The sequence below is a fragment of the Exiguobacterium sp. UBA5002 genome, from assembly GCF_002396765.1.
Classification (GTDB): domain Bacteria; phylum Bacillota; class Bacilli; order Exiguobacteriales; family Exiguobacteriaceae; genus Exiguobacterium_A.
Genome location: NZ_DGYQ01000036.1, coordinates 1 through 20,199, shown reverse-complemented (window position 1 = coordinate 20,199; position 20,199 = coordinate 1). Strand labels below are relative to the sequence as shown.

The 20,199-nt window shown below is 49.3% G+C and carries 21 protein-coding genes and 1 other RNA gene; 7 read left to right on the top strand and 15 right to left on the bottom strand.

Annotated elements, in window-relative coordinates:
• Positions 1 to 62: 62 nt before the first annotated feature.
• Complete coding sequence (locus B4C70_RS11040; protein WP_214855602.1) at positions 63 to 1,208, bottom strand: THUMP domain-containing class I SAM-dependent RNA methyltransferase; 1,146 nt, start codon at positions 1,206 to 1,208, stop codon at positions 63 to 65.
• 111 nt (positions 1,209 to 1,319) lie between these two features.
• Positions 1,320 to 1,693, bottom strand: an RNA gene (gene rnpB / locus B4C70_RS11035) — RNase P RNA component class B.
• Between the two features lie 134 nt (positions 1,694 to 1,827).
• Here rnpB and B4C70_RS11030 point away from each other — a divergent pair.
• Positions 1,828 to 2,271, top strand: a complete 444-nt coding sequence (locus B4C70_RS11030; RefSeq protein ID WP_029341396.1) for a hypothetical protein — start codon at positions 1,828 to 1,830, stop codon at positions 2,269 to 2,271.
• A gap of 46 nt (positions 2,272 to 2,317) precedes the next feature.
• Here the strand turns inward: B4C70_RS11030 and B4C70_RS11025 are convergent, their stop codons facing one another.
• The 4 genes from B4C70_RS11025 to B4C70_RS11010 form a co-directional block, all read right to left on the bottom strand.
• Positions 2,318 to 3,661: a S8 family peptidase gene (locus B4C70_RS11025; RefSeq protein WP_290779341.1), complete on the bottom strand. Its 1,344-nt coding sequence runs from the start codon at positions 3,659 to 3,661 to the stop codon at positions 2,318 to 2,320.
• A gap of 49 nt (positions 3,662 to 3,710) precedes the next feature.
• Complete coding sequence (locus B4C70_RS11020; protein WP_290779338.1) at positions 3,711 to 4,124, bottom strand: hypothetical protein; 414 nt, start codon at positions 4,122 to 4,124, stop codon at positions 3,711 to 3,713.
• Positions 4,125 to 4,183: 59 nt separating this feature from the next.
• Positions 4,184 to 4,882: a hypothetical protein gene (locus B4C70_RS11015; protein WP_290779335.1), complete on the bottom strand. Its 699-nt coding sequence runs from the start codon at positions 4,880 to 4,882 to the stop codon at positions 4,184 to 4,186.
• 69 nt (positions 4,883 to 4,951) lie between these two features.
• Positions 4,952 to 5,947: a potassium channel family protein gene (locus tag B4C70_RS11010; protein ID WP_290779332.1), complete on the bottom strand. Its 996-nt coding sequence runs from the start codon at positions 5,945 to 5,947 to the stop codon at positions 4,952 to 4,954.
• 68 nt (positions 5,948 to 6,015) lie between these two features.
• Here B4C70_RS11010 and B4C70_RS11005 point away from each other — a divergent pair, with 68 nt between their 5' ends.
• The 3 genes from B4C70_RS11005 to B4C70_RS10995 all read left to right on the top strand — a co-directional run bounded on the left by B4C70_RS11005 (position 6,016) and on the right by B4C70_RS10995 (position 7,468).
• Positions 6,016 to 6,243, top strand: coding sequence for a hypothetical protein (locus B4C70_RS11005; RefSeq protein WP_035408455.1), 228 nt, complete (start codon positions 6,016 to 6,018; stop codon positions 6,241 to 6,243).
• Between the two features lie 35 nt (positions 6,244 to 6,278).
• The gene (locus B4C70_RS11000; RefSeq protein WP_035408457.1) at positions 6,279 to 6,485 is read left to right on the top strand and encodes a DUF2922 family protein; all 207 of its coding nucleotides are present in this window, start codon (positions 6,279 to 6,281) and stop codon (positions 6,483 to 6,485) included.
• 89 nt (positions 6,486 to 6,574) lie between these two features.
• Complete coding sequence (locus B4C70_RS10995) at positions 6,575 to 7,468, top strand: hypothetical protein (protein ID WP_290779329.1); 894 nt, start codon at positions 6,575 to 6,577, stop codon at positions 7,466 to 7,468.
• Positions 7,469 to 7,566: 98 nt separating this feature from the next.
• Here the strand turns inward: B4C70_RS10995 and B4C70_RS10990 are convergent, their stop codons facing one another.
• The 5 genes from B4C70_RS10990 to B4C70_RS10970 form a co-directional block, all read right to left on the bottom strand.
• Positions 7,567 to 8,637 carry a hypothetical protein gene (locus B4C70_RS10990; protein WP_290779326.1) on the bottom strand — a complete coding sequence of 357 codons (1,071 nt, stop codon included), beginning with the start codon at positions 8,635 to 8,637 and terminating at the stop codon, positions 7,567 to 7,569.
• Positions 8,638 to 8,649: 12 nt separating this feature from the next.
• Positions 8,650 to 9,468, bottom strand: coding sequence for a hypothetical protein (locus tag B4C70_RS10985; protein ID WP_290779324.1), 819 nt, complete (start codon positions 9,466 to 9,468; stop codon positions 8,650 to 8,652).
• Entirely contained in the window at positions 9,465 to 10,145 is a 681-nt protein-coding gene (locus B4C70_RS10980) for an ABC transporter ATP-binding protein (RefSeq protein ID WP_290779322.1), read from the bottom strand. Before B4C70_RS10980 ends, B4C70_RS10985 begins: the two co-directional genes overlap by 4 nt.
• Positions 10,146 to 10,364: 219 nt before the next feature.
• A complete protein-coding gene (locus tag B4C70_RS10975) occupies positions 10,365 to 10,787 on the bottom strand; it encodes a hypothetical protein (RefSeq protein ID WP_035408466.1) in 423 nt (140 codons plus the stop codon).
• 147 nt (positions 10,788 to 10,934) lie between these two features.
• A complete protein-coding gene (locus B4C70_RS10970) occupies positions 10,935 to 11,609 on the bottom strand; it encodes a CPBP family intramembrane glutamic endopeptidase (protein WP_290779319.1) in 675 nt (224 codons plus the stop codon).
• A 107-nt stretch (positions 11,610 to 11,716) separates the two neighbouring features.
• Here B4C70_RS10970 and B4C70_RS10965 point away from each other — a divergent pair, with 107 nt between their 5' ends.
• Together B4C70_RS10965 and B4C70_RS10960 are read left to right on the top strand one after the other, a co-directional pair.
• Positions 11,717 to 12,400: a lytic transglycosylase domain-containing protein gene (locus B4C70_RS10965; RefSeq protein WP_290779316.1), complete on the top strand. Its 684-nt coding sequence runs from the start codon at positions 11,717 to 11,719 to the stop codon at positions 12,398 to 12,400.
• A gap of 15 nt (positions 12,401 to 12,415) precedes the next feature.
• Positions 12,416 to 12,997, top strand: coding sequence for a DUF1643 domain-containing protein (locus B4C70_RS10960; protein WP_290779313.1), 582 nt, complete (start codon positions 12,416 to 12,418; stop codon positions 12,995 to 12,997).
• Positions 12,998 to 13,066: 69 nt separating this feature from the next.
• Here B4C70_RS10960 and B4C70_RS10955 read toward each other — a convergent pair whose 3' ends face one another.
• A complete protein-coding gene (locus B4C70_RS10955) occupies positions 13,067 to 14,053 on the bottom strand; it encodes a YhdH/YhfP family quinone oxidoreductase (RefSeq protein ID WP_290779310.1) in 987 nt (328 codons plus the stop codon).
• A gap of 104 nt (positions 14,054 to 14,157) precedes the next feature.
• Here B4C70_RS10955 and B4C70_RS10950 point away from each other — a divergent pair, with 104 nt between their 5' ends.
• The gene (locus B4C70_RS10950; protein ID WP_290779307.1) at positions 14,158 to 14,604 is read left to right on the top strand and encodes a MarR family winged helix-turn-helix transcriptional regulator; all 447 of its coding nucleotides are present in this window, start codon (positions 14,158 to 14,160) and stop codon (positions 14,602 to 14,604) included.
• Between the two features lie 78 nt (positions 14,605 to 14,682).
• Here the strand turns inward: B4C70_RS10950 and B4C70_RS10945 are convergent, their stop codons facing one another.
• The 3 genes from B4C70_RS10945 to B4C70_RS10935 form a co-directional block, all read right to left on the bottom strand.
• Entirely contained in the window at positions 14,683 to 17,058 is a 2,376-nt protein-coding gene (locus B4C70_RS10945) for a glycoside hydrolase family 31 protein (protein ID WP_290779305.1), read from the bottom strand.
• 153 nt (positions 17,059 to 17,211) lie between these two features.
• Positions 17,212 to 18,735: a cardiolipin synthase gene (locus B4C70_RS10940; RefSeq protein ID WP_290779302.1), complete on the bottom strand. Its 1,524-nt coding sequence runs from the start codon at positions 18,733 to 18,735 to the stop codon at positions 17,212 to 17,214.
• Positions 18,736 to 18,846: 111 nt separating this feature from the next.
• Complete coding sequence (locus tag B4C70_RS10935; protein WP_290779533.1) at positions 18,847 to 19,968, bottom strand: GTP-binding protein; 1,122 nt, start codon at positions 19,966 to 19,968, stop codon at positions 18,847 to 18,849.
• Between the last annotated feature and the right edge of the window lie 231 nt (positions 19,969 to 20,199).

Below are 20,199 nucleotides of genomic sequence, written 5' to 3'. Positions count from 1 at the left end.
CGATTTTCACATCAACTGTGCAATAAGTGTGCAATGAGATTTTTATATGTGCTAGAAATGGCTTAAGACTGCGGTCTTTTCCGACGCAAACCATAATATTGATAGAACTGAACTTCGATGTTCCCGTTATACAGCTTTCGGCGCTTCGTCGCTGGACGACCGTACGCTTTTTCGAACTCAACATACGACGTGATCATGTAGACACTGTAGTATGGGAATTCTTTATACGCTGTTCCGATCTTGCGGTACAGTTGATGAACTTCACGCGCATCCTCAAGACGTTCCCCGTACGGCGGGTTCCCGATGATGACACCGAAGTCTTCCTTCGGTTTGAAGTCTGCTGCATCGCGTTGCATGACGTTGATTGCATCGCGGACGTCTGCGAGTTCTGCGTTTGTTTTCGCAAGCTTGACCATCTCTGGATCGACATCGCTTGCGTAAATCTTCAATGGTTTGTCCCACTCCGCTTTTTCGTTCGCTTCGTTGATCGCATCGAACCACGCTTTCTTCGGAATGCATTTCCATTCTTGTGAGACGAACTCACGGTTGATGCCTGGTGCGATATTACGCCCGATCATCGCCGCTTCGATTGCCAGGGTGCCTGAACCGGTGAAGACGTCGTAGAGCGGCATATCCGGCTTCCAGTTCGTCAGCATCAACATTGCTGCTGCCATCGTCTCTTTCAGTGGAGCGGCCGAGTGGAACTCACGGTAGCCGCGTTTGTGTAACGCGTCGCCAGACGTATCGATCGTTAATGTCGCGATGTCTTTTAACAAAGCAACTTCGATCGGATAGCTCGCGCCTGTCTTCGGCAACCATTCCGTTCCTTTGTTGTACGCTTCTTGCATGTGCGAGACGATCGCTTTCTCAGTGATCTTTTGACAGTCACGGATCGAGAACAGCTTCGATTTGACCGAACGACCGTTGACGATGAAGTTCGCATCCCACGGCATTAATTCGTGCCACGGTAGTGCCTTGACTTGATCGAACAATTTTTCGAATGTTGTCGCGCGGAACTCAGCAACGACAAGTTTGATCCGGTCCGCTGTCCGAAGCCACATGTTCAAACGGGGAATGTCCTCCATCTCACAATCGATGTAGACCTTTCCGTCTTCGACCGTACACTCGTATCCTAACGCACGGACTTCTTTTGCGACGAGCGCTTCGATTCCCATCGCCGCTGTCGCGATGACTAAGCGTTTTGCCATATTGCGTTCACTCCTTTATCGTTTCTTCCACTGTATCGTTTCATTGCAATAAAAAAAGAGCCCAGGGTGGACCTGGACTCTCGTTCAACTTAAAAATAACAGCCTATGTGGTCCTGTAAGCCATGTTCTGTTCCTTAGTGTTCCAAACGGTTTGACCCTCACACGCAGGCGACAATCATCTATCTCCGTATTTGCATACGCTCTCCATTGCGTTCAGTTCCGCTCCGGAAATTCCCCTACCAAATTTGGGTTTCTCGCTCGTGGGGTTTACCTCGTTCCACCTTCATGGTTTCCCATGAAGCTCCGTCACTGTGGCACCTTCAAGAAGTTTCGGCCATATCCGAAGACTTAGGCGTTCCTTCTGCCGTCAGCTTGACGCTGCCTACACTTATCTTTTTGTGTAGCACGATCACTACAGCCATCGCAGGCTGTGCGAGCATGGACTTTCCTCAAAGCACCGAAATGCCCCGCGATTGTCCGAACCAACATAGTCACTGCTTATGAGTGTAGCGTAGATGCCGCTTTCCTGCAAGAGGTAATTCTCGTTTTACAAACGAAAAAGTTGCGTCCCTGCCTCATTTCACGGTATAGTACAAGAGTTCAGAAGGAGGCATGCAGCATGAAAAAACGACGCTCTGGTACGAACCGGCGAACGGTTCGCAAGTTGACATTCCTGATCGAGATCGACGAGATCAAGGCACTTCATCTGCGAAACGGCATCTTCGCCTTCTATCGTCAAGGAGAGCTCATCCACGCGTTCGAGCCGTTCAACGTCAAGGCGCCCGATGCACTCTCAAAACGTAGCTATCATTTCGATCAACACGATATCTTGCTTATGAACGAACGGTTCCCTGAGCAAATCCCGTTGTATGATGAAGCGATGACGTTACGCTCTTGGGCCGACCAGGTCGCTTATGGTTTATACCAATTGATCGATTCCAGTCGCCTGTCGTTCGTCCATGAGGATGACACAGGATACAAGATGGAAGCGATGATCACATGGACTGGAGAGGCATTGACGCCTCCGACGCCCGTCTATAAAAAAGGAAAAGACCCGAAGTAACCTTCAGGTCTCGTACGGCGCTTCCCACTCAGTGGGAGGCGCTTTTTTATTTGACTGTCAGTAAGCGTTCGACGGTCCGCGTATGCCGTCCACCTGTCGTTGTAAAGACAAGTTTATACGCTCCCTTGTCTTTCAACTTATACGTAAACTTATGCGTACCGTTCGTTAAATTCGATTGTGTGAATGTCTTAACGACCTTCCCGTCCTTATAGAGACGTGTCGTCGTCTTCGCACTCGCATACTCATCAAAATAGAAGGTAAACGCCTGATTCGGCTTAACCGTTGCCGGTAACGAAATCTTCGAGATCGGTGCCGGCAGTGTCGCTAAGATACCGGCATTCAAGCGACCTGTTCCGTAATGCAACTTCGTATCACCTGATTTTTTCGACGCTGCAGCATATAACTTACTGCGCATCGTCGTGTTCGAGACGAATGGATTCTTCGATTTTGCGAGCGCCAACACACCACTGACGACCGGTGTCGCCATCGATGTTCCGTCCAAGTAGCCGTACTTGTTGCCGACGATCGTCGAGTAGATCCCTTCCCCCGGTGCCATGATGTTGAGTCCTTTACCGTAGTTCGAGAACGTCGAGGCACGCCCCAGCGTTCCGACGGATCCGACACCGACGACTTGACTCATCGATCCTGGGAAGAGTACCTTATTGCGTCCGTCGTTTCCGGCTGCTCCGACGACAAGGATATTTTTCGCTTCCGCCTTTTTAACCGCTGCTTCCATGTACGGATCAAACTCATATTGTCCGAGTGACAGATTGATGACATCTGCTCCCTGCTCGATTGCATACAAAATACCGTCGCCGATGTCGATTGATGCAGCAAAGTCGCCATCGAAGACATCGGCCCCGATCAGTTTGACACCAGATGCGACACCGACGATCCCTTGACCGTCTTCACGCGCCGCGACGATGCCGGCGACGTGTGTCCCGTGGTCGTCTGGTTTCCGGATTCCAGAAATCGTCGTCGTCTTATAGATGACGTCCTTGAACTCATGGTGTTTCGTATCGATCGCATCATCGATGATTGCAACCCGGATGTCCGATTTTCCGCGGCTGTACTTCCAGTAAGCCGGAATGCGCGACTGATCAAGATACGTTTGTTGAAACTGAGCAGAATCCGTCGCTCTCTTGACGTCCGTGATTGGAATCAAATCGACATCGATATCCTTTTCCTCGAGATGCGCAAGCGGCTCGACGAGCGAGAATCCTTTTTGTTTCAAGGCACGAATCTCGGTCAGCCCCTGATTCGCCAACCACTCTTGTTTTTGTTGTTCTGTAAACGTCGGATCATATTGTACGTATTGAGACTGCGCGAAAGCAGACGTTGGCATGGCGACGATTGTCGCTAGCGTGAGTAGTGCAAGTTGCTTTTTCATGGGAACCCTGCCCTTCTCTGATTACGCGCCGACCGAAGAATCGTCTGGACTAAAGCGGAACCGTGCCGTCCGGTTCTTCGCTGACTTCAAAAGGAATGATCTTTCCGATCGTCACGTAAGCATAATAGCGTGCAAGGACCGCACGCCAACGCGTTGCATCAATCCCCGTCAGGTCTTCACCTAACGGGGAACCGTCGAATGTCTCGAACTGTTGGCAAAAGAAGGCTTCTTCCTCCTCATGCCACGTCACTTCTTCGCCGATGAACCCGGTCGAAAAGCGGACAAAATCCGCAATCGAGGGTCCAATCACTTCTGCCGGCAAGCGTTCGCTCATCCGTCCGACCAGTTCATACCGGTCGTGTTGTGCTTGTTCCGCTTCTTCAATCGAATGACACAGCAGCACTTCACGATTTATTTCTACTAACACGACATAGTCACCACTCGGTAAATTGACGTGAATCATCCCTACCCCCCTCGGACTGAATTCGTGCGGCTTCTAGGTGTCATTTTTTCTTCGATAATTTATAATGTCCATTTTCGATCAAATGTTAATTCAATCGGCTCGTTATCTTTCGACTTTAACATAACGATAACGACCCGCGTCGTTTCAATTTGATCGACGAGATCCGCTTGACGAAGAGACTGAATTTCCTTTGAAGAACCGGCTTCAATCCGGTCTCTGTAAGGGGCAAGCAACTCTTGTTGATTGCTTGCGAGTGCGTACCAGGCAAGACGGGCAAACGGTTCGTCCTTCGCCGTTTCAAGCGCATAACTCTCGAAGATATCTGGAAGATAACTGCTAAATTGATCAAGCGCGTCGATTCGTTCAGCGACATCTAAAATCGTCAACCAGCTCGGGAGTGAAAGCAACGATTCGCTCGACCACCAGTCGAGTAAATCGACATGCTCTTTAAGTAATTGCTGTGCTTCTGGTCGATCGATCATATGTTGTAGCGTCTGGATGAGTTCGTTCCAGGCAAGTGACCAGTACTCCTCTGATGGATTAGCTGAAAGGAAAAATTGACGATAGACCGTCAACAATTCCGAAACGTCCGTTAATGGTTCGACTTCTAGCCGTTGATTGAATCGGCTAACTGCTTTCGTAAAATAATTTGGTTCAAGCGTCAGTGCCATATAGAGTAATTTTGGTGCATTTTTAATTTCGCCTTGATCGACCGTCTCAAATAATTCTTGAATCCATTCTGGTTGTGGTTGTGTCATAATCTTTTTCCTCCGTCTAGTAAATTTATTTACTATACCCGAAAAAAGATTGGTTAAATCCTTTCTTCTCTAAATCGCTCCGATTCGTTGGGCGGTTTCCTCCGAACACAAGACGATCAACGTCCCGTTTTTCGGAATCGCTTCATCGAGTCGACGGTTCAAATCGAGTCGTTTTCCATCAGATAAGATCGTGACGCCTTCTTCTAGCAAAGCATGATAGGCGTCACGGTACGTCCCCCACTCCGGTCTACTCGGAATCGAGAACATGCCCTCACCGTCCTTCGTCAACAAATCCGTCACGACCTTCGTCACACCAGGATGATGGGACGCGAGGATCGCCATCCGGGCAATCGTCTCATCACCAAGTAACACCTCATCAACCTTAACCTGTTCGAAGCTGTCGAGGTGTTCTTCAAGCATCATTTCGACGATTGTATAAATGTTCGGATTCGCCCGTTCGATGCTTGAAGCAATCAACAATGTCCGTCCGTCAGCATGGACCGGTGGAATCGAATGATCGGCGAGGACGATCGCGCGAACCGCCTTTTCGATGTGTGCCCGTTCGAGCGTCGATGTCAGTGCCGGATCACCACAGACGTAATGAAATCGTGGGTGACTGAATGGCTCGCGCTCTAAATCATCGACGAGGACGACATCCGTATGTTCGAGTAATGACTCGATGACGTGCTTCGAACGCCGACTGTAACCGAAAACGACGGTATGCCCTGTTTCTTTCACTTGTAATAACCCTCTTTCCTTTTGATTGCGAATCAACTGGACACCGTCGACCAGTTTTGAGATCAATCCACCGACGATCCCGATTCCAAAGATGAAGACGAAAATCGTCAGAATCCGACCGGTATCAGAATTCGGGAAGAAGTCGCCGTACCCGACCGTGACGACGGTCGTCATCGTCCAGTAGACGGCCCGGAAGTAGGAACCGAACGTCTCTGGCTCAAGAGCATACATGATGCCCGCGACACCAAAGACGAAGATCAAAGATGCATATCCGAGCGTCCGCATGCGTAAAAACGATACTTTTCGTAAAAAACGTAACCAGACCATCTTTTTTTCATTCCTTTCGAACAATCCGGTCTCTTTCCCTGTCAATAAGGGCGAAGGAGGTGATACACATGACACAAGCAGAAGAAATCAAGACGAGTCTCGTCATTGTCTTCGAGCGGAAGGACAAAGTGACAGCAAACGGTGATGCCGTCGTCGCTCGCCGCCGCTACAACGGCTTACGTTCGAATCTTCCAGCAGACGTCGTCGCTTCGATCGGTCAAGCGGTCGGCAGCTTACTCGACGGACGCTACGCGCTGACGGAAATCAGCCGTGACTACGCTCTACTCAAGGCATAACTCGTCCCTACATTTCATGAAAGGAGTGACCATTGATGGAACATACGATCGTCCTGACATTTGATACGGTGACAAAAAAACCATATCGCTTGCGGATCGCTGGTGCGAAGGAAAATGCGACCGTGGCTGAGATCAAAGCAATCGGTGACTTGTTCGTCGCCCATGACCCGTTCATGAACGGTGTCACACGACTCGCGTCCGCTGAATTGCAAAATAGTTCGGAATCGCCATTCGTCTTGTAAGCTTTTTCAGTCCATCGTCACGGGATTACGTGACGATGGCTTTTTTTTGGTATACTAGAAACATCAACCAGCTGAAAGGAAGTCAATTTATGGCCAAACGCCCACTCACTCCTCGCGAATGCGAACTCGTCGTCTGTAGTCTCTACGTAATGGAACTCATCCCGTTCGAAGGCATCATGGAACGTCTCGAATCCATTACGCTCCGAGACATCATCGGCCCCGTCGCACGTGGTGAATCGACGCGGGAGCAAGCTGCTGACGCGCTTGACCAGTACATCAAGGTCCGGCGTCGCCGGTTCCGCAACGTCCCACCGGAACATCTGTGGTCGCTTGACGACCGGATTGAACAAGAAGCATTGCGGATGATCCGCAAGCGTTCGCCGCTCTCGGCAGGAGAAAAGCTCCAGCCGAAAGCCATTCCTCATGAAATGGGCGATACGGTCGAGATGAAAGTGACCGAAATTCAGGATCGCAACAACAAAGTGACCTTGATCGGGAAAGTCGGAAACGTCACGGCGAAGCTCCCGGTCGCGAACCGTCAAGCCTATAAAGGCAATAAGACGATCTCTGCCTGGATCACGGGTGTCGAGAAAAAACCTGCCTTACTTCATCTGTCGACATCCGACTACGGCAAACATCAGCCGTCAGACGACGTTAAAGCAGCGTATGCAACTGCCGTCGCCGCTTTACGTCGTTATTTCGAGACGAACGAACTCCCGACGACCGAAGAAGTCGATCTCGCGAAATCACTGTTCCAACGGATGATCCGTCGCGATCAGGATGATTGGTTCACAGTGTACGTCGCGATGGGTCGTCCGCAACTTGATCACGTCCGGCGCTGGGTCAAGGTCATCCAGATGCTCGCCCGCTCACTGCGTGGAGACGAGGAAGCGACACAACAACTCGCTTCGCAGGAAGATCGTTTCTTCAAGGACGCCTTATTGCGTGCTTGTAAAGCGACAGAGAAAAATTTCACGTCTTGATGCTTTCGCCCTAGAATGTATCGATTCCTAGTCAAAACGAAAAAAAGAACGCTTCGGACCGGATAACTTTTTCCGGTGCGAAGCGTTTTTTTCGTGGATCATTGAACCGCAAAATCATAGATACGCGTTCCTTTTTTACGATTCGCATCTTTGATTTCTCCTTGATACATCAGTTGGTCATTCTTCAGATCGATCACGGACACTTGGAATCCATCGTTTGTCTCGGAAGAGAGATAAAGCTGCATCTCGTCCTTAGAGTCCAACCATTCAATCTTTTTCAAAACGAGCGGACTGCTTACGCTATGCTCGGATAATCGCTTCGTTTCCAAGTCGAACATCGACCATTCGATTCGTTTCGTCTCCCCTTCCGGCAGGTGGAAGCCGATGAGATAACGACCGTTCGCATAGGGCGTATAACCGATTTGTTGCTGATTCAACTCCTTGATGGAACGAACGCTTTTGCCGTCATCGAGGAAATAAGATAGTTTAGTGTTCTCCTCATCGCTGTCAGACGGTTGTTCCGTGTAGACCACCTCATTTTGATGAATCGCTAAAAATTGACGAGCGTGTTTAGGCGCTACTGGCTTTTGAAGAACGATCTCTTCGACCCGCTCGCCTGTTAAATCGAGTACAAGCAGTTTCGTTTCCCTTGGCTGATCGACTCGATCGAGTTGGATGTAGACCCTCATCGCCTGTTTATCGACGACACTGGCTCGTATGTCCATCCCCGTCTCAAGTTTTGTATCATACTGAAATGTTTTCTCGAACATCTCCTCCGTCTTAAACGTAAACATCTTAAATTGCAGTTTATTGTGTTTGATCTGAATCGCATACTCTGATTGTCCATCTCCACTTACATTCGTTTCCATATGCGTCGTGAATTCGTAATATTCATCCGGCAAATCCGTCATGCTATCATCACGGAATAGTTGCCCGATGTACGAATTTGACTGTTTTTCGATGTCTCCCTTAGCGTTGACATCATAAATCGTCGAACGCATGCCTTTCGTCTGAAGACGTAAATTAAAATTTTCGATTTGCGAAGGTTTTCCACTGACGGTCTCGAGCGAAAAGTCTGCTCCTTTGATCGACAGCGTGTAGCCGATGTAGCTTCCGATTGTTATGAGAATGATCACTCCATAGATCAGAAGTTGACGATATCGTTTCATGAGATTTCTCCTTTAGACGGATAGACGCGTCTGGACTAACCGCAGATTTTTGTACGACACATATAACGTCAAGAGCACGATGTACCCGAGATAAAATTGCATGTGCAGTTGACTCAAATCGTTCGAAATAGCTGACAATGCTACACCTAAAATGATATAACCGACAATCAATGCGATTCCGTGTAATCCGACGAGCAAGAACGCTTTTCCCTTTCGGAACGATCGTTCAAGTAATACTGTCATGAAGACGAACGAGATGACGATGAATGACATCAGTAAGATGAATAAAATATCACTCGGATACATCGTATAGAACAGATTCATGTAGAAGGAGTATTCATTGATGCTGGCTGTGACCTGTTGAGCATCTGGTAACAACCATAAGTAGAGATTACGACTAAGTAACAACAGTCCCCACTGAATTCCGATCAAACTAGTCACGACAAGTAAGAGTGCCGTCATTTTCGATCCAAAAATCGCCCGGCGTGATCCCGGTAACAATAGCAATCTGTAGATGTACTTCGTCTCACCCATCCAGTCGCGGTACCAAATCCAGAACGCAAACAGGATGATCATCCCCATTGCTAATACAATGATTGAATCGTAAAAATCCGTTGCTTGTGCGAATGTCAACGCACCACCTGCTCGCGCAATTGCGTCCATTTCTGATATCTGTTCGATCCGCATCGTTTTCTCGATCGTGCTTTGATAATCGTAAATCTGATAGAGCAGTGACGCGATTTCCGCGACGATCAAGCCTGAAATCAACAACACCAGTAATTTCGTACTTCGTTTCAGTTCTTCATTCGTTAATAACAACCAGCGTTTCATCCTTGATATACCTCCCGCATCCGGTCTTGGACCGATTGATGATGATGACCGCGCAGTTCATCCGTCTCTTTGACTTCGACGATCTGACCGTCTCGTAAGAACAACACTCGATCGATCACTTGCTCGACTTCGGCGATTTCGTGAGTCGTCATCAGGATGCTCCGTCCTTCCATGAACTCACTTGAGAAAATCCAGGCAATCTGTTCCTTCATGAATAAATCGATTCCCGCGAGCGGTTCGTCGAGTAATATGTATGGACGATCGAGGGCGAATCCTAAGACGAGATTGAACTTCGCTTTATTCCCTTTTGATAAGTTCGCCATTTTATCCGTCGTAAACAGCTGGAACGTCTGCAGCAGTCGTTCCGCTGTCTCTTGATTCCAGTCTGGATAATGATCTGCCATATATGCGAGCGCTTGTCCGATCGTCATGTAGCTCGGCATCGTCTGAAGATCAGGCACGAACGCAATTTTGTCGCGCGATGTTTTACCGTCGACCGTCACCGTCCCAGCATCAACCGGAATCAGACCGAGAATTGCTTTTAGGATCGTCGACTTCCCTTCCCCGTTCAAGCCGATCAAACATGTCACTTCGTTTAGAGCGACGGAGAACGTCACGTCACGTAAGACCTGTTTTTTTCGTCCATATCGCTTCTGTAATCCTTTTACCTCAAGCATCCGGTTCACCCTCCTTGATTGTCACCATTGTATTAAGACAATAGTACATCTGTTAACTGTATGGTACATGCCATACAGTCTAGCGTCAACCTGTTTTTTCCTCATGTTATCCAGAAAATGAAAAAAGAGCCGGGAAGCAACGACCGACTCGTTCTATGCGTCTACAAAAAAAGAGAGGACATCCTAACGGACGTCCCCTCTGAAAACGTGACTGGTGCTTCAATAAATATCAATCGTTGACTCCAGTGCCCGGCATGTCCGACGCACGGTCGGTAAGAAGTCGGTCCGTTTTGCGACACCGCCTTCAATCTGTACATGCTGAATGCCTTTCGTCCGCTGCATCGCTGTTAAGACGGTGACCAGCTCGATGAACCAATTCGAGATCAGTTCGACGACCTGTTCGTCAAAAGCGGCAGCGCCATACACATCATACCCGTTCTCGCAGAGATGGTTCGGGAAGCGGGCTTTGAACCGATGAATCAAAGTGTCCGTCGTTGGAATCAAAAATTCGTTATAGACGACACGTTGTTCGGCATCAAGGGTCTGTTCTGTCACACCATCCATCATCAAATGTGGCTGATTGCCGATATTCAATGTCCAACTCGTCTTTTTTCGCTCGCCAGTGGAAGTGATCGTTCGCATGGTTTCATCCATCTCCTTTTGATGTGTAAGCGTTTACCTTCTCATTCTACCTGTCATTTGACCTGTTCTGCAACCGTCAACTTGACCAATTTAAATGATGACTTCGCTTGACATTCAGTCTATCAAATTCAGCGCTTTTTGACGATGTCAGGAATTAACATCATCCTTGTAAATGTAGACGGCAACGAGATCGATCAAGACATGGATGATGATCAGCGGCCAGAGTGTCTCAAGTGCTAGGTACAAGTAACCGAATCCCGCCCCGATCAGTCCTGTCACGAGGATTGCGAACCACCCTTGATAACGATGCGCGACACCAAACAAGATTGCTCCGATCCAGACGAAACTGACGTCAGAAAACGGTAAAAATAATCCGAGCACATGAAAGAGAAATCCGCGATAAATCAACTCTTCCGTCACTCCTGCCATCAGCGCGACCATCTGAAACCCGGTCCGTTCCTCTTTCGTTCGCGGCAGAATCAGTCGCTCCGCCTCACTTTGATAAAGCGGCAACAAACGTTTGCGAAACGCCGGAACAGTCGCCGTCAAAATTAAAACGAAGCAGAGAAGGACGATCAGTCCAATCGTCGCGTACCAGACAGGACCACTTGGGACAAAAAACGTCAAGCCGACTTCTAGCAACTGCGTGCCGCTGATCAGTGTTCCACCGACGAGCAACAAACATAAGATCCCGCTCGACTGGACCATCGAGGGGTAGAATTCCTTGCGAGGAACGATCGTCAAATCGACCGGACGAACCGCTGCGATGATCGAAAGGACGACGAGTAATCCGAGTAAAAACCCATTTACGAAGAGATACATGACTTCGACTCCTTTTTTGATTCCACACTCCCGTCACAGAAAGTGCTATTAGACCCTACTAAAATATGATACCATTCAGTGGAATCCTAAACAGAGGAGAGAACAATATGCGAAAAGTTTTTCGAATCAGCATCTTGTTCGTACTGTTCGCCCTCATCGTCAGTAGCTTCATCTACTGGCAAAATCGGGAACGTGTTCAAAATGAAATGTATCGTACGTATTATGGACAGCATGGCGTACCTGCCGAGAACATCGACATCTACGAACAAGCCGCGGCACGTTACGGCATCGACTGGAAGCTACTCGCCTCCATTCATCGCGTCGAGACGATCTTCTCGAACTCGTCAGCGATGCAATCGTCCGTTGGCGCAATCGGCCCGTTCCAATTCATGCCGAAAACATGGGTCGGTTGGGGATACGAAGGTGGCACGTCGCTCGGTGACATCGAGCATGACGGCATCGACGTCACGGATCCAAAAGCCATCGAGAAGTATGGGGGTCTCGGAGTTGACGCGGACGGTGACGGGAAAGCCGATCCGACAAGTCTCGTCGACAGCGCCCACACGGCAGCGAAATACCTGAAGCAACACGATGTCACACAGACATCCGACCGAGACACGCTCGCGACAGCACTGTTTGAATACAATCGCAGTGAACAATATGTCTCTGACGTGCTCGCCCAATACGATCGTTACCAGCAACACGTCGAGGCGATCGATGCGAACGACCTCGACCTCAAGAAGAAGACACTCGCGTTCTTCCTTCGCATCAGCTCACGTTTGACCAATTAAAAGGAGGCACCACCCATGACACCAGCCGATTCTTCCGAACTCTTGATTGAGGAATCGTCGATCCGCGTCCAGACGACGTTTGATCGAGACAAGACGAAACGCTATTTACGCAGCTATATCTTTGACGACATCGCAGAAGGAACGCACGTCGCCGCTTTAATTTACACACCACGGACGACGGATGCCTTTCTCTCTGGAACGACGACACAACGTGCGTACAATTTGATGAAGAAGTATGTCAGTGATCCCGTCAAACAATATGACATCATCAGTTTGATGCCGGACCTACTTGTCAGCGAGGATCTACCGTTCGCGCAAGCAAGCTTCGATGAGACGAACTATGAGTTCGTCGCGAAGACGCTTGCCGATGTCAAAGCGAAAAATGGCGTCGTCCTCTGTGGCTGGGGGTCTCCTGGTCGTCTGATGCACCACCTGCCGGCATATGAGGAACTGTTTGATCAATATGCTGACATCCTTTATTGCTCCGGCATCACGAACAAAGGGGAACCGAACCATCTACGCTTGACGATGGACGATAGCCCGATGATCACGTATAACGACATGAAACAAAAAGCGAAAAAATTGCGTCGTAAATAAGGGGCTCCAATAGAAAGGGTCATCGAAACCGTTTGTTTCGATGACCCTTTTTTCATTGTTCGACTTCACTTAAAACGCGATGATCGTTCTGCCTAGATGATTTCCTTCTTTCAAGTCCTTGATCGTTTTTGGAACCTCTTGAAGAGAAATCTCGTGCACAAGCGCTTCAAGCGCGATGTTCCATTCCTGTGCCAACTTCTCCCAAACGGCGTGTCGCTCCGCTAATGGGACGTTAACTGAATCGATTCCAAGGATGTTTACTCCTCTTAAGATAAACGGCAATACCGTCATTTCTAGATCAATCCCGGCTGCGTTCCCACACATGCTCATACTGCCTCCGTAGGCAAGCCGCGGGAGTAACGCAGCAGCAACCTCACCACCGACTGTATCCAAGATATAGTCATATTGTTGTTTTTCCAAAGGTTTCTTTGTTGTTGAGACATCCTCCGCATGTATGATATCGCCTGCTCCAAGAGTTCGTGCGATCTCTTCCTGATGCTCTTTTCTAATCATCCCGGTGACGTTACCATAACCTGCCTTACGCAACATTCGAAGTGCTAGACTCCCGACGCCTCCCGTAGCACCTGTCACTAAAATACGTGGATCCCCATCGATATGCATGCCATGACGCTCCAACGCTAGAATGGATAATGCTGCCGTAAATCCAGCCGTACCGATGACCATCGTTTCCTTTAAAGACATTCCAGATGGCACGGGTACGACCCACTCCTTCGGCACTCGAACATATTCTGCGAAACCACCCGTATGCGACATCCCCATCGCAAATCCTGTCACGAGCACTTCTTGTCCGGTGGAAAGAGAAGTGTCTTCAGTCGCGACGATCGTTCCACTTACATCGATTCCCGGAATCATCGGATAATCGCGAATGACGCCTCCCTTTTTTTGTACCGCTAGCATATCCTTATAGTTGATCGACGAATACGCCACTTTAATCAGGACTTCACCTGGCGATAATTGATCGATCCCGACTTCCTCTATACCAAAACGAACTCCTGCATCCATCTCCCGAACGACGATCGCTTTAAAAGACTCCATCGAACTCCCTCTTTTCATTCGCCGAACGAATCATTCGGTCACAAAATAATTACACCACAAAACTTAGCATGGTACTATTAAGATGTCAAACTGGAGGAGATAGTATGGAATTAACTGAATGCATCAACTTTTTATTAAGCGTCAGTCAAAATAAAGTCTTCAAGCAATTCAGCAAGGAGCTAGATCAATATCATGTCACGCCGGCACAATACGGTGTCTTAAACTGCCTGTGGAAGCACGATACGTTAGCCCCAAGAAGAATCGCAGAAATGTTACATTTAGAACCGTCTACCGTTTCCGGAATCTTGGACAAAATGCAGCAAGCAGAACTGATCGATCGGTCCGTCGATGTCACCAATCGCAGAAATGTCTTAGTGCGTTGTACTCAAAAGGCAGTCGCACTACAAACTGACATTGAGGCGACAGTAGCAGAATTAAATCAATCGCTGACGCAGCATGCTTCACGGGAAGAACTAGACATCGTCAGACAAGTCTTGATTGGAATCATTCAACAGGACAACAAAATGCAGGATACGTCAGTCGCTGAATGATCTGCCTTCTTTTCGATAAATAACAAAAGCTTCCGGATGTCCATTAATCGTAATGGGACATCCAGAAGCTTTTTAGAGTTAATTGAGCATCAACTCAAGCAGACAGTCGACGAGATCCTTCTCGAGTTCGAGTGCTTGCAACTGGTGCATCATGTTGACCGGGTCAAGCTTTTGTGACAATAGACGGTACAATTGATCCTTCAGGTCATAGCTGATTTCCGCTTGGTCGAGGAACGCATACAACCGGTCCATCTTGTTCTCGTTCGTCGAGATCTCGACTTGAAGCGACAACGTGATCGTCTCCGTCACTTCACCCAGTTCGACACGAAGTGACTGCGTCGCATGATCATAGACGCCGGTGACACTTTCCCCGTCGCGCTGGACGTAACCTTCGCGGACCCCACGTAAAATCAATGTGATCGACCGATTTTCCGGTAGCAAGTCACGATGTCCAGTCGGTGCAGCGATCGTCAGTTCACGCGCTTCCCAGTCGAGCGCGAATGTCGTCTCAACATTGACGCCATCGCGGTGTGCGACCCCTGTGCTGTCGTCTTCGAACAACGTAAACCGGTTCGAGGCTCCCGGGAAGACGACAACTTCGAGATCGTCTGGATTATGCAATGCATTCGACTGTTCGAGATGACGACCGAGTGGGACGATTGCACCGGCTTTCGCAAGTACGCCTTGGTCTTCGAGATAGCGGAACAGACGGATTTGTTTGCCACCTCGATACCGGTGCCCATTGAAGAAATCGAACCATTCCCCTTCTGGCAGCCATGCAGTCGAAGCCGTCATGTGCAGTTTCCGATGCATCGGCGTGACCATTGGCACGACGATCAATTCCGTTCCGAAGTAAAACTGATTCGGGACGTTGTATGCTTGATCGTCTTCTGGATGCTCATAATACATGGGTGAGACGAGGGGCAAGCCGTCAAAGTGATTGCGGGCATTCATCGTGTAAATGTACGGCACAAGCTGATGCCGGAGTCGTAAATATTTCTTCATAACGTTCGCCGCATCGGTCGAATAGCGCCATGGTTCCTTCCCATTGAAGATGCTCATCGTACTATGCAGACGCATGATTGGACTGAAGACACCGTACTGGAGCCAACGTGTCGATAACTCGTCATCTTTTTCCCCGCGCTGGTGACCCCCGATATCATGACTCCACCAGCCGTAGCCAATGTTCGACGCTGTCGCCGTGAAATACGGCTGGAATTGGAGCGATGCCCATGAGATGATCGTATCGCCCGAAAACCCGACCGGATAACGGTGACTTCCGGGTCCCGCGTAACGTGAGAAAATCAACGGTCGATTACCATCGCGGGCGATATCAAGCGCGTGATAATGATTGAGCATCCAGAGCGGATCAAGCCCTTTCATCTTCGAGTTCGCGCCCTGCTGCCAGTCGATCCACCAGAAGTCGACGCCATCCGCCTCGTGCGGATGATGCAGCTTCGTGAAGTAGTTCTCAATGAACGTCCGGTCCGAAAAATCAAACGGAATCCGGACATCCGATTCGGGATCAACGCCCATTGCGACCGCCATCGCCTCGTATGCTTCCTCAAACCCACGCACCCCGTCCGCTGGATGCAAGTTAAGCGTGACCATCCTGTCGTCGTCCTTCAACCACTGCAAGAAGCCGCGTGGATCCGGGAACAAATCACGGTTCCACGTATAACCCGTCCAACCGCTCCCGTACCGTTCCGGGATATCGGTGACGTGCCAGTCCATATCGATGACACTGACCGAGAATGGAATGTCTTCTGTCTTGAAGCGCGTCATCAAATCCTTGTATTCCTTCTCACTATAACGCCAGTAGCGACTCCACCAGTTGCCGAGTACCTGACGTGGTAACATCGGTGTCGGTCCTGTCAGGTGGTAGAAGTCACGCAATGCCTGTTTGTAGTCGTGACCGTATCCGAAGTAGTAGATGTCATGCGTACCGGAGCGTCGCGGTTCAACGAAGTGGTCTTCCGTCAGGACGAAAGCGTTCGAGTCGTCGATCGCTGCGTAACCTTGTCGGGAGACAATTCCTTCTTCGAGTGGGATGACACCGTCCGCATGGTCAAGCGTCCGTGCCGTTCCTTTTAACGTCCGGAGCGGTCCGCCGAACGTATAGCGGCTGTAGTAGGTACTGAAGTTCCCTAAGACATCGATATAGAGCGTGTTCGCAGCGAACGGTCCCTTCGTATAATGCAGATGGACGTGCTCGGTGATGATTTGCAATTCTTCCTCGTTTTCGACGATGCGGTAAGCAGGTACCGGAAAATCACGATTGAAGACCGTTTGGGTCGGTCGATCCTCGAACTGTCCATCCGCCGCGTACTCAAGTCGGATCATCCGACTCGTCAAGACCGTGAAACGGTAGACATCTCCTTGGATGATGGCGTCTGGTCGTGCTTGTGGTTTCATGTCGCGCGTGTAGAAATGGGATTCATCAATTGTTCGCATACGGGTTCGGGACTTGCGCCCCTTTCACTTCCTTCCAGGCTAAGTAGTGTGCAACCGATTACACATCTAGTGTATAAGAGTTCATGTTCCCACTTCAAGGAAGAATGAACCAAAAAAACGTCCCGCACCTGAAAATCGATGCGGAACGTTGCGTCATAATAAAGGTGAAATCAAGCGCGAGAGCGACTCAAAAATGCGGAAGCGAAGCGGACGTTTGACGTAATCGTTCGATGATAACTGAATCGAGACATCGAAATCAGCGATAAAGTCACGCTCGAGTTGTTCCGTACTTTCTGTGTCGTACAAGAACGCCATCAGTTCATAGTTGAGGATAAAACTGCGAATATCCATGTTTGCCGTTCCGACGGCACCGATCTTCCCGTCGACGAGAAACAGTTTCGCATGGATGAAGTGACGGTTATACGTGTAAATCTTGACGCCGTCCTTCAGAAGTGGTCCGAAGTAGGACCGGGTCCCGTAATAAGACGTAAAACTATCGCCTTTTCCCGGTGTCAAGATACGGACATCGAGTCCGGCACGTGCTGCTAGTCGGAGCAACGTCATCGTCTCATTGTCCGGAATCAAATACGGTGTCGCAATCCAGATCGAACGTTGTGCCGCGATGATTGCGGCAATCAAGGCATTGCGAATCGCGGGATCCTTTGACGTCGGTCCGCTCGTGACGATTTGGATCGCCCCGTCTGACGTCACATCATGTTTCGGGAAGTACTGGTGGATCGACTCATCCCCTGCAAACGTCTCCCATGTGTCACTCGATTCAATTTGGGCATAGATCCAGTCGTCGAGGAACGTCGCTTGTAATTCCTTGACGGCGCGTCCTTCAAGCCGCAAATGCGTATCACGCCAAAAACCGAACTTCTTACTCTTACCGTCGTACTCATCCCCGACGTTCAATCCACCGGTGAAGCCAACTTTTCCATCAACGACGATGATTTTCCGGTGATTGCGGAAGTTCGCCGTGAAGATGAACAAGGGACTTGAGATTGGGTCATAGGCTGCGATATGCGCTCCCGCGTCGCGTAGCGGGCGCAAGAAGTTCTCACCGAGCATATAACTTCCGAGTCCGTCATACATGAATCGAACCGTCACACCGGCTTCGAGTCGCTCGATCAATGCTTCCCGGATCGCTTTACCTGTCTCATCGTTCCGATAGATGTAGTACTGGATGTGGACATGATGCTGTGCTTGACGAATCGCGTCAAGGATCGCCGGAAACGTCTCTTCTCCATTCGTCAGAATGTCGCTTGCCGTATGAACGTCCACCCCGCCGCCACCGAAGTTACGAATCGTGTTCGCAAGCTTCAAGTGATTCGATGGCAACCCACTGACAGCAAGCGACCGAACTGGACGAATCGCTTGCTTGAGCAATTTCCGTTCGTCATGCGAACGACGATTCCGGCGCCGGCGCCGTGGATTTCGACCGAACATCAACCAGATGATGACTCCGAGAATCGGTAAGAAAATTAGAACGAGAAACCAAGCGATCGTTGATTCTGCGGTCCGGTTCTCGATGAAGATGATCATGATGACAGCAAGCGGCACGACCGTCGCTGAAATCGTTAAGACATAAAATAAATAGCCGAGTTGATATAGTCCCCAAATGATACCACCGGCGACTAAAAATACGAGTGCGAATTGTAAAATCCGGTTACGCACAGACCTTCCTCCTTCAATTAACATACCTTCACTAGTATTCTTTCCCCATTCACTATGAAAATATAACAAAAAAGAGAAACCGCAGATACGGTTTCTCGAAAGATTGACCTCTTATAAAAATGTTTCTTCGTACATCTCGCGACCAGGGATTGGATCATTCAGTGACGCCCAATCCGTTTCGTGTTCCCGGACGAGACACGCATCAAATAGCGCTTCGAGCTTCTCCTGTTCCAGTCCGATGCCGATCAAGACAAGCTCGGTCCGTCGATCCTCATCTGATGCAAAACGACCAGCGTATTCCATGTTTGACGCATATCCTGCCTGATGGAACAATAATGCCATCTCAGGACGTGTCGCAAGGAACAAGAAGCCTTTCGCCCGGACGACTTCTTGCGGCCAGTCTTCAATCAAGGCTAACAAGCGCTCAGGATGGAACGGCACGTCGCGCTTGTAGACGAACGAACTGATCCCGTACTCTTCCGTTTCCGGAATATGTTCTTCCGCATTCAACTCGCGGATCCAACCGGCACTCGCTGCCGCTTGTTCAAAATCAAATAGATCAACGTCTAAGATCTCTGCCGGATCGACTTCACCATAAGTCGTCTCAATCAAGCGGGCAACTGGATTTAATACCTTTAGATAGCCGATGACGGTATGGCGTTCTTCTGGAGTCAGACGATCGACTTTGTTCAAGACGATGATGTCCGCGAACTCGACTTGATCGACGAGTAGGTCAACGACTTCACGCACGTCTGTCTCATCGACGGCCTGTTTCCGCTCAATCAACGATTCACCAGACTCGAAGTCCTTCAGGAAACGGTACCCATCGATGACCGTGACCATCGCATTGATTTTCGTGACTTGTGATAAGTCGATGGCACTGTCCGGATCTTCGTACGTGAAGGTCTGGGCGACCGGAATCGGTTCCGAGATACCACTCGATTCGATGACGATACCGTCAATATCGCCTTGGTCGACGAGGCGTTTGACTTCAAGCAAAAGATCATCGCGTAACGTGCAGCAAATGCACCCGTTCGAAAGTGTGACGAACGACTCTTCCGTTCGCGAGAATCCGCCTTGCTCAATCAATGCCGCGTCAATGTTGACCTCACTCATATCGTTGACGATGATCGCGAGGCGGCGCCCTTCGCGATTATGTAGTAAATGGTTCAATAGTGTCGTTTTACCGGATCCAAGATATCCAGATAAAACGGTGATCGATATCGGTTGCATCATCATTCATCTCCTAAAACGTAATCGTTACGTTTTATAGAGTAACCGACTTTTCACCTGACGTCAATCGTAATGATTTCGATTTATTTTGTTCCCTAAAAAAAGCCGATAAGCATCGACTCAAGGAGTAGACCGGGCTGACTCCAAAAAAATGACGCATCTTCTCACGCCCTTTCCTCAGGCGAGACACAAGCCAGTTATCCTGCTTCCTTCAAGCAGGAAAGCGGGTCT

Excerpts from the sequence above, each read along its gene's own strand:
- B4C70_RS11040 (WP_214855602.1), bottom strand. The coding sequence starts at position 1,208 with ATGGCAAAACGCTTAGTCATCGCGACAGCGGCGATGGGAATCGAAGCG.
- B4C70_RS11030 (WP_029341396.1), top strand. The coding sequence starts at position 1,828 with ATGAAAAAACGACGCTCTGGTACGAACCGGCGAACGGTTCGCAAGTTG.
- B4C70_RS11025 (WP_290779341.1), bottom strand. The coding sequence starts at position 3,661 with ATGAAAAAGCAACTTGCACTACTCACGCTAGCGACAATCGTCGCCATG.
- B4C70_RS11020 (WP_290779338.1), bottom strand. The coding sequence starts at position 4,124 with ATGATTCACGTCAATTTACCGAGTGGTGACTATGTCGTGTTAGTAGAA.
- B4C70_RS11015 (WP_290779335.1), bottom strand. The coding sequence starts at position 4,882 with ATGACACAACCACAACCAGAATGGATTCAAGAATTATTTGAGACGGTC.
- B4C70_RS11010 (WP_290779332.1), bottom strand. The coding sequence starts at position 5,947 with ATGGTCTGGTTACGTTTTTTACGAAAAGTATCGTTTTTACGCATGCGG.
- B4C70_RS11005 (WP_035408455.1), top strand. The coding sequence starts at position 6,016 with ATGACACAAGCAGAAGAAATCAAGACGAGTCTCGTCATTGTCTTCGAG.
- B4C70_RS11000 (WP_035408457.1), top strand. The coding sequence starts at position 6,279 with ATGGAACATACGATCGTCCTGACATTTGATACGGTGACAAAAAAACCA.
- B4C70_RS10995 (WP_290779329.1), top strand. The coding sequence starts at position 6,575 with ATGGCCAAACGCCCACTCACTCCTCGCGAATGCGAACTCGTCGTCTGT.
- B4C70_RS10990 (WP_290779326.1), bottom strand. The coding sequence starts at position 8,637 with ATGAAACGATATCGTCAACTTCTGATCTATGGAGTGATCATTCTCATA.
- B4C70_RS10985 (WP_290779324.1), bottom strand. The coding sequence starts at position 9,468 with ATGAAACGCTGGTTGTTATTAACGAATGAAGAACTGAAACGAAGTACG.
- B4C70_RS10980 (WP_290779322.1), bottom strand. The coding sequence starts at position 10,145 with ATGCTTGAGGTAAAAGGATTACAGAAGCGATATGGACGAAAAAAACAG.
- B4C70_RS10975 (WP_035408466.1), bottom strand. The coding sequence starts at position 10,787 with ATGCGAACGATCACTTCCACTGGCGAGCGAAAAAAGACGAGTTGGACA.
- B4C70_RS10970 (WP_290779319.1), bottom strand. The coding sequence starts at position 11,609 with ATGTATCTCTTCGTAAATGGGTTTTTACTCGGATTACTCGTCGTCCTT.
- B4C70_RS10965 (WP_290779316.1), top strand. The coding sequence starts at position 11,717 with ATGCGAAAAGTTTTTCGAATCAGCATCTTGTTCGTACTGTTCGCCCTC.
- B4C70_RS10960 (WP_290779313.1), top strand. The coding sequence starts at position 12,416 with ATGACACCAGCCGATTCTTCCGAACTCTTGATTGAGGAATCGTCGATC.
- B4C70_RS10955 (WP_290779310.1), bottom strand. The coding sequence starts at position 14,053 with ATGGAGTCTTTTAAAGCGATCGTCGTTCGGGAGATGGATGCAGGAGTT.
- B4C70_RS10950 (WP_290779307.1), top strand. The coding sequence starts at position 14,158 with ATGGAATTAACTGAATGCATCAACTTTTTATTAAGCGTCAGTCAAAAT.
- B4C70_RS10945 (WP_290779305.1), bottom strand. The coding sequence starts at position 17,058 with ATGCGAACAATTGATGAATCCCATTTCTACACGCGCGACATGAAACCA.
- B4C70_RS10935 (WP_290779533.1), bottom strand. The coding sequence starts at position 19,968 with ATGCAACCGATATCGATCACCGTTTTATCTGGATATCTTGGATCCGGT.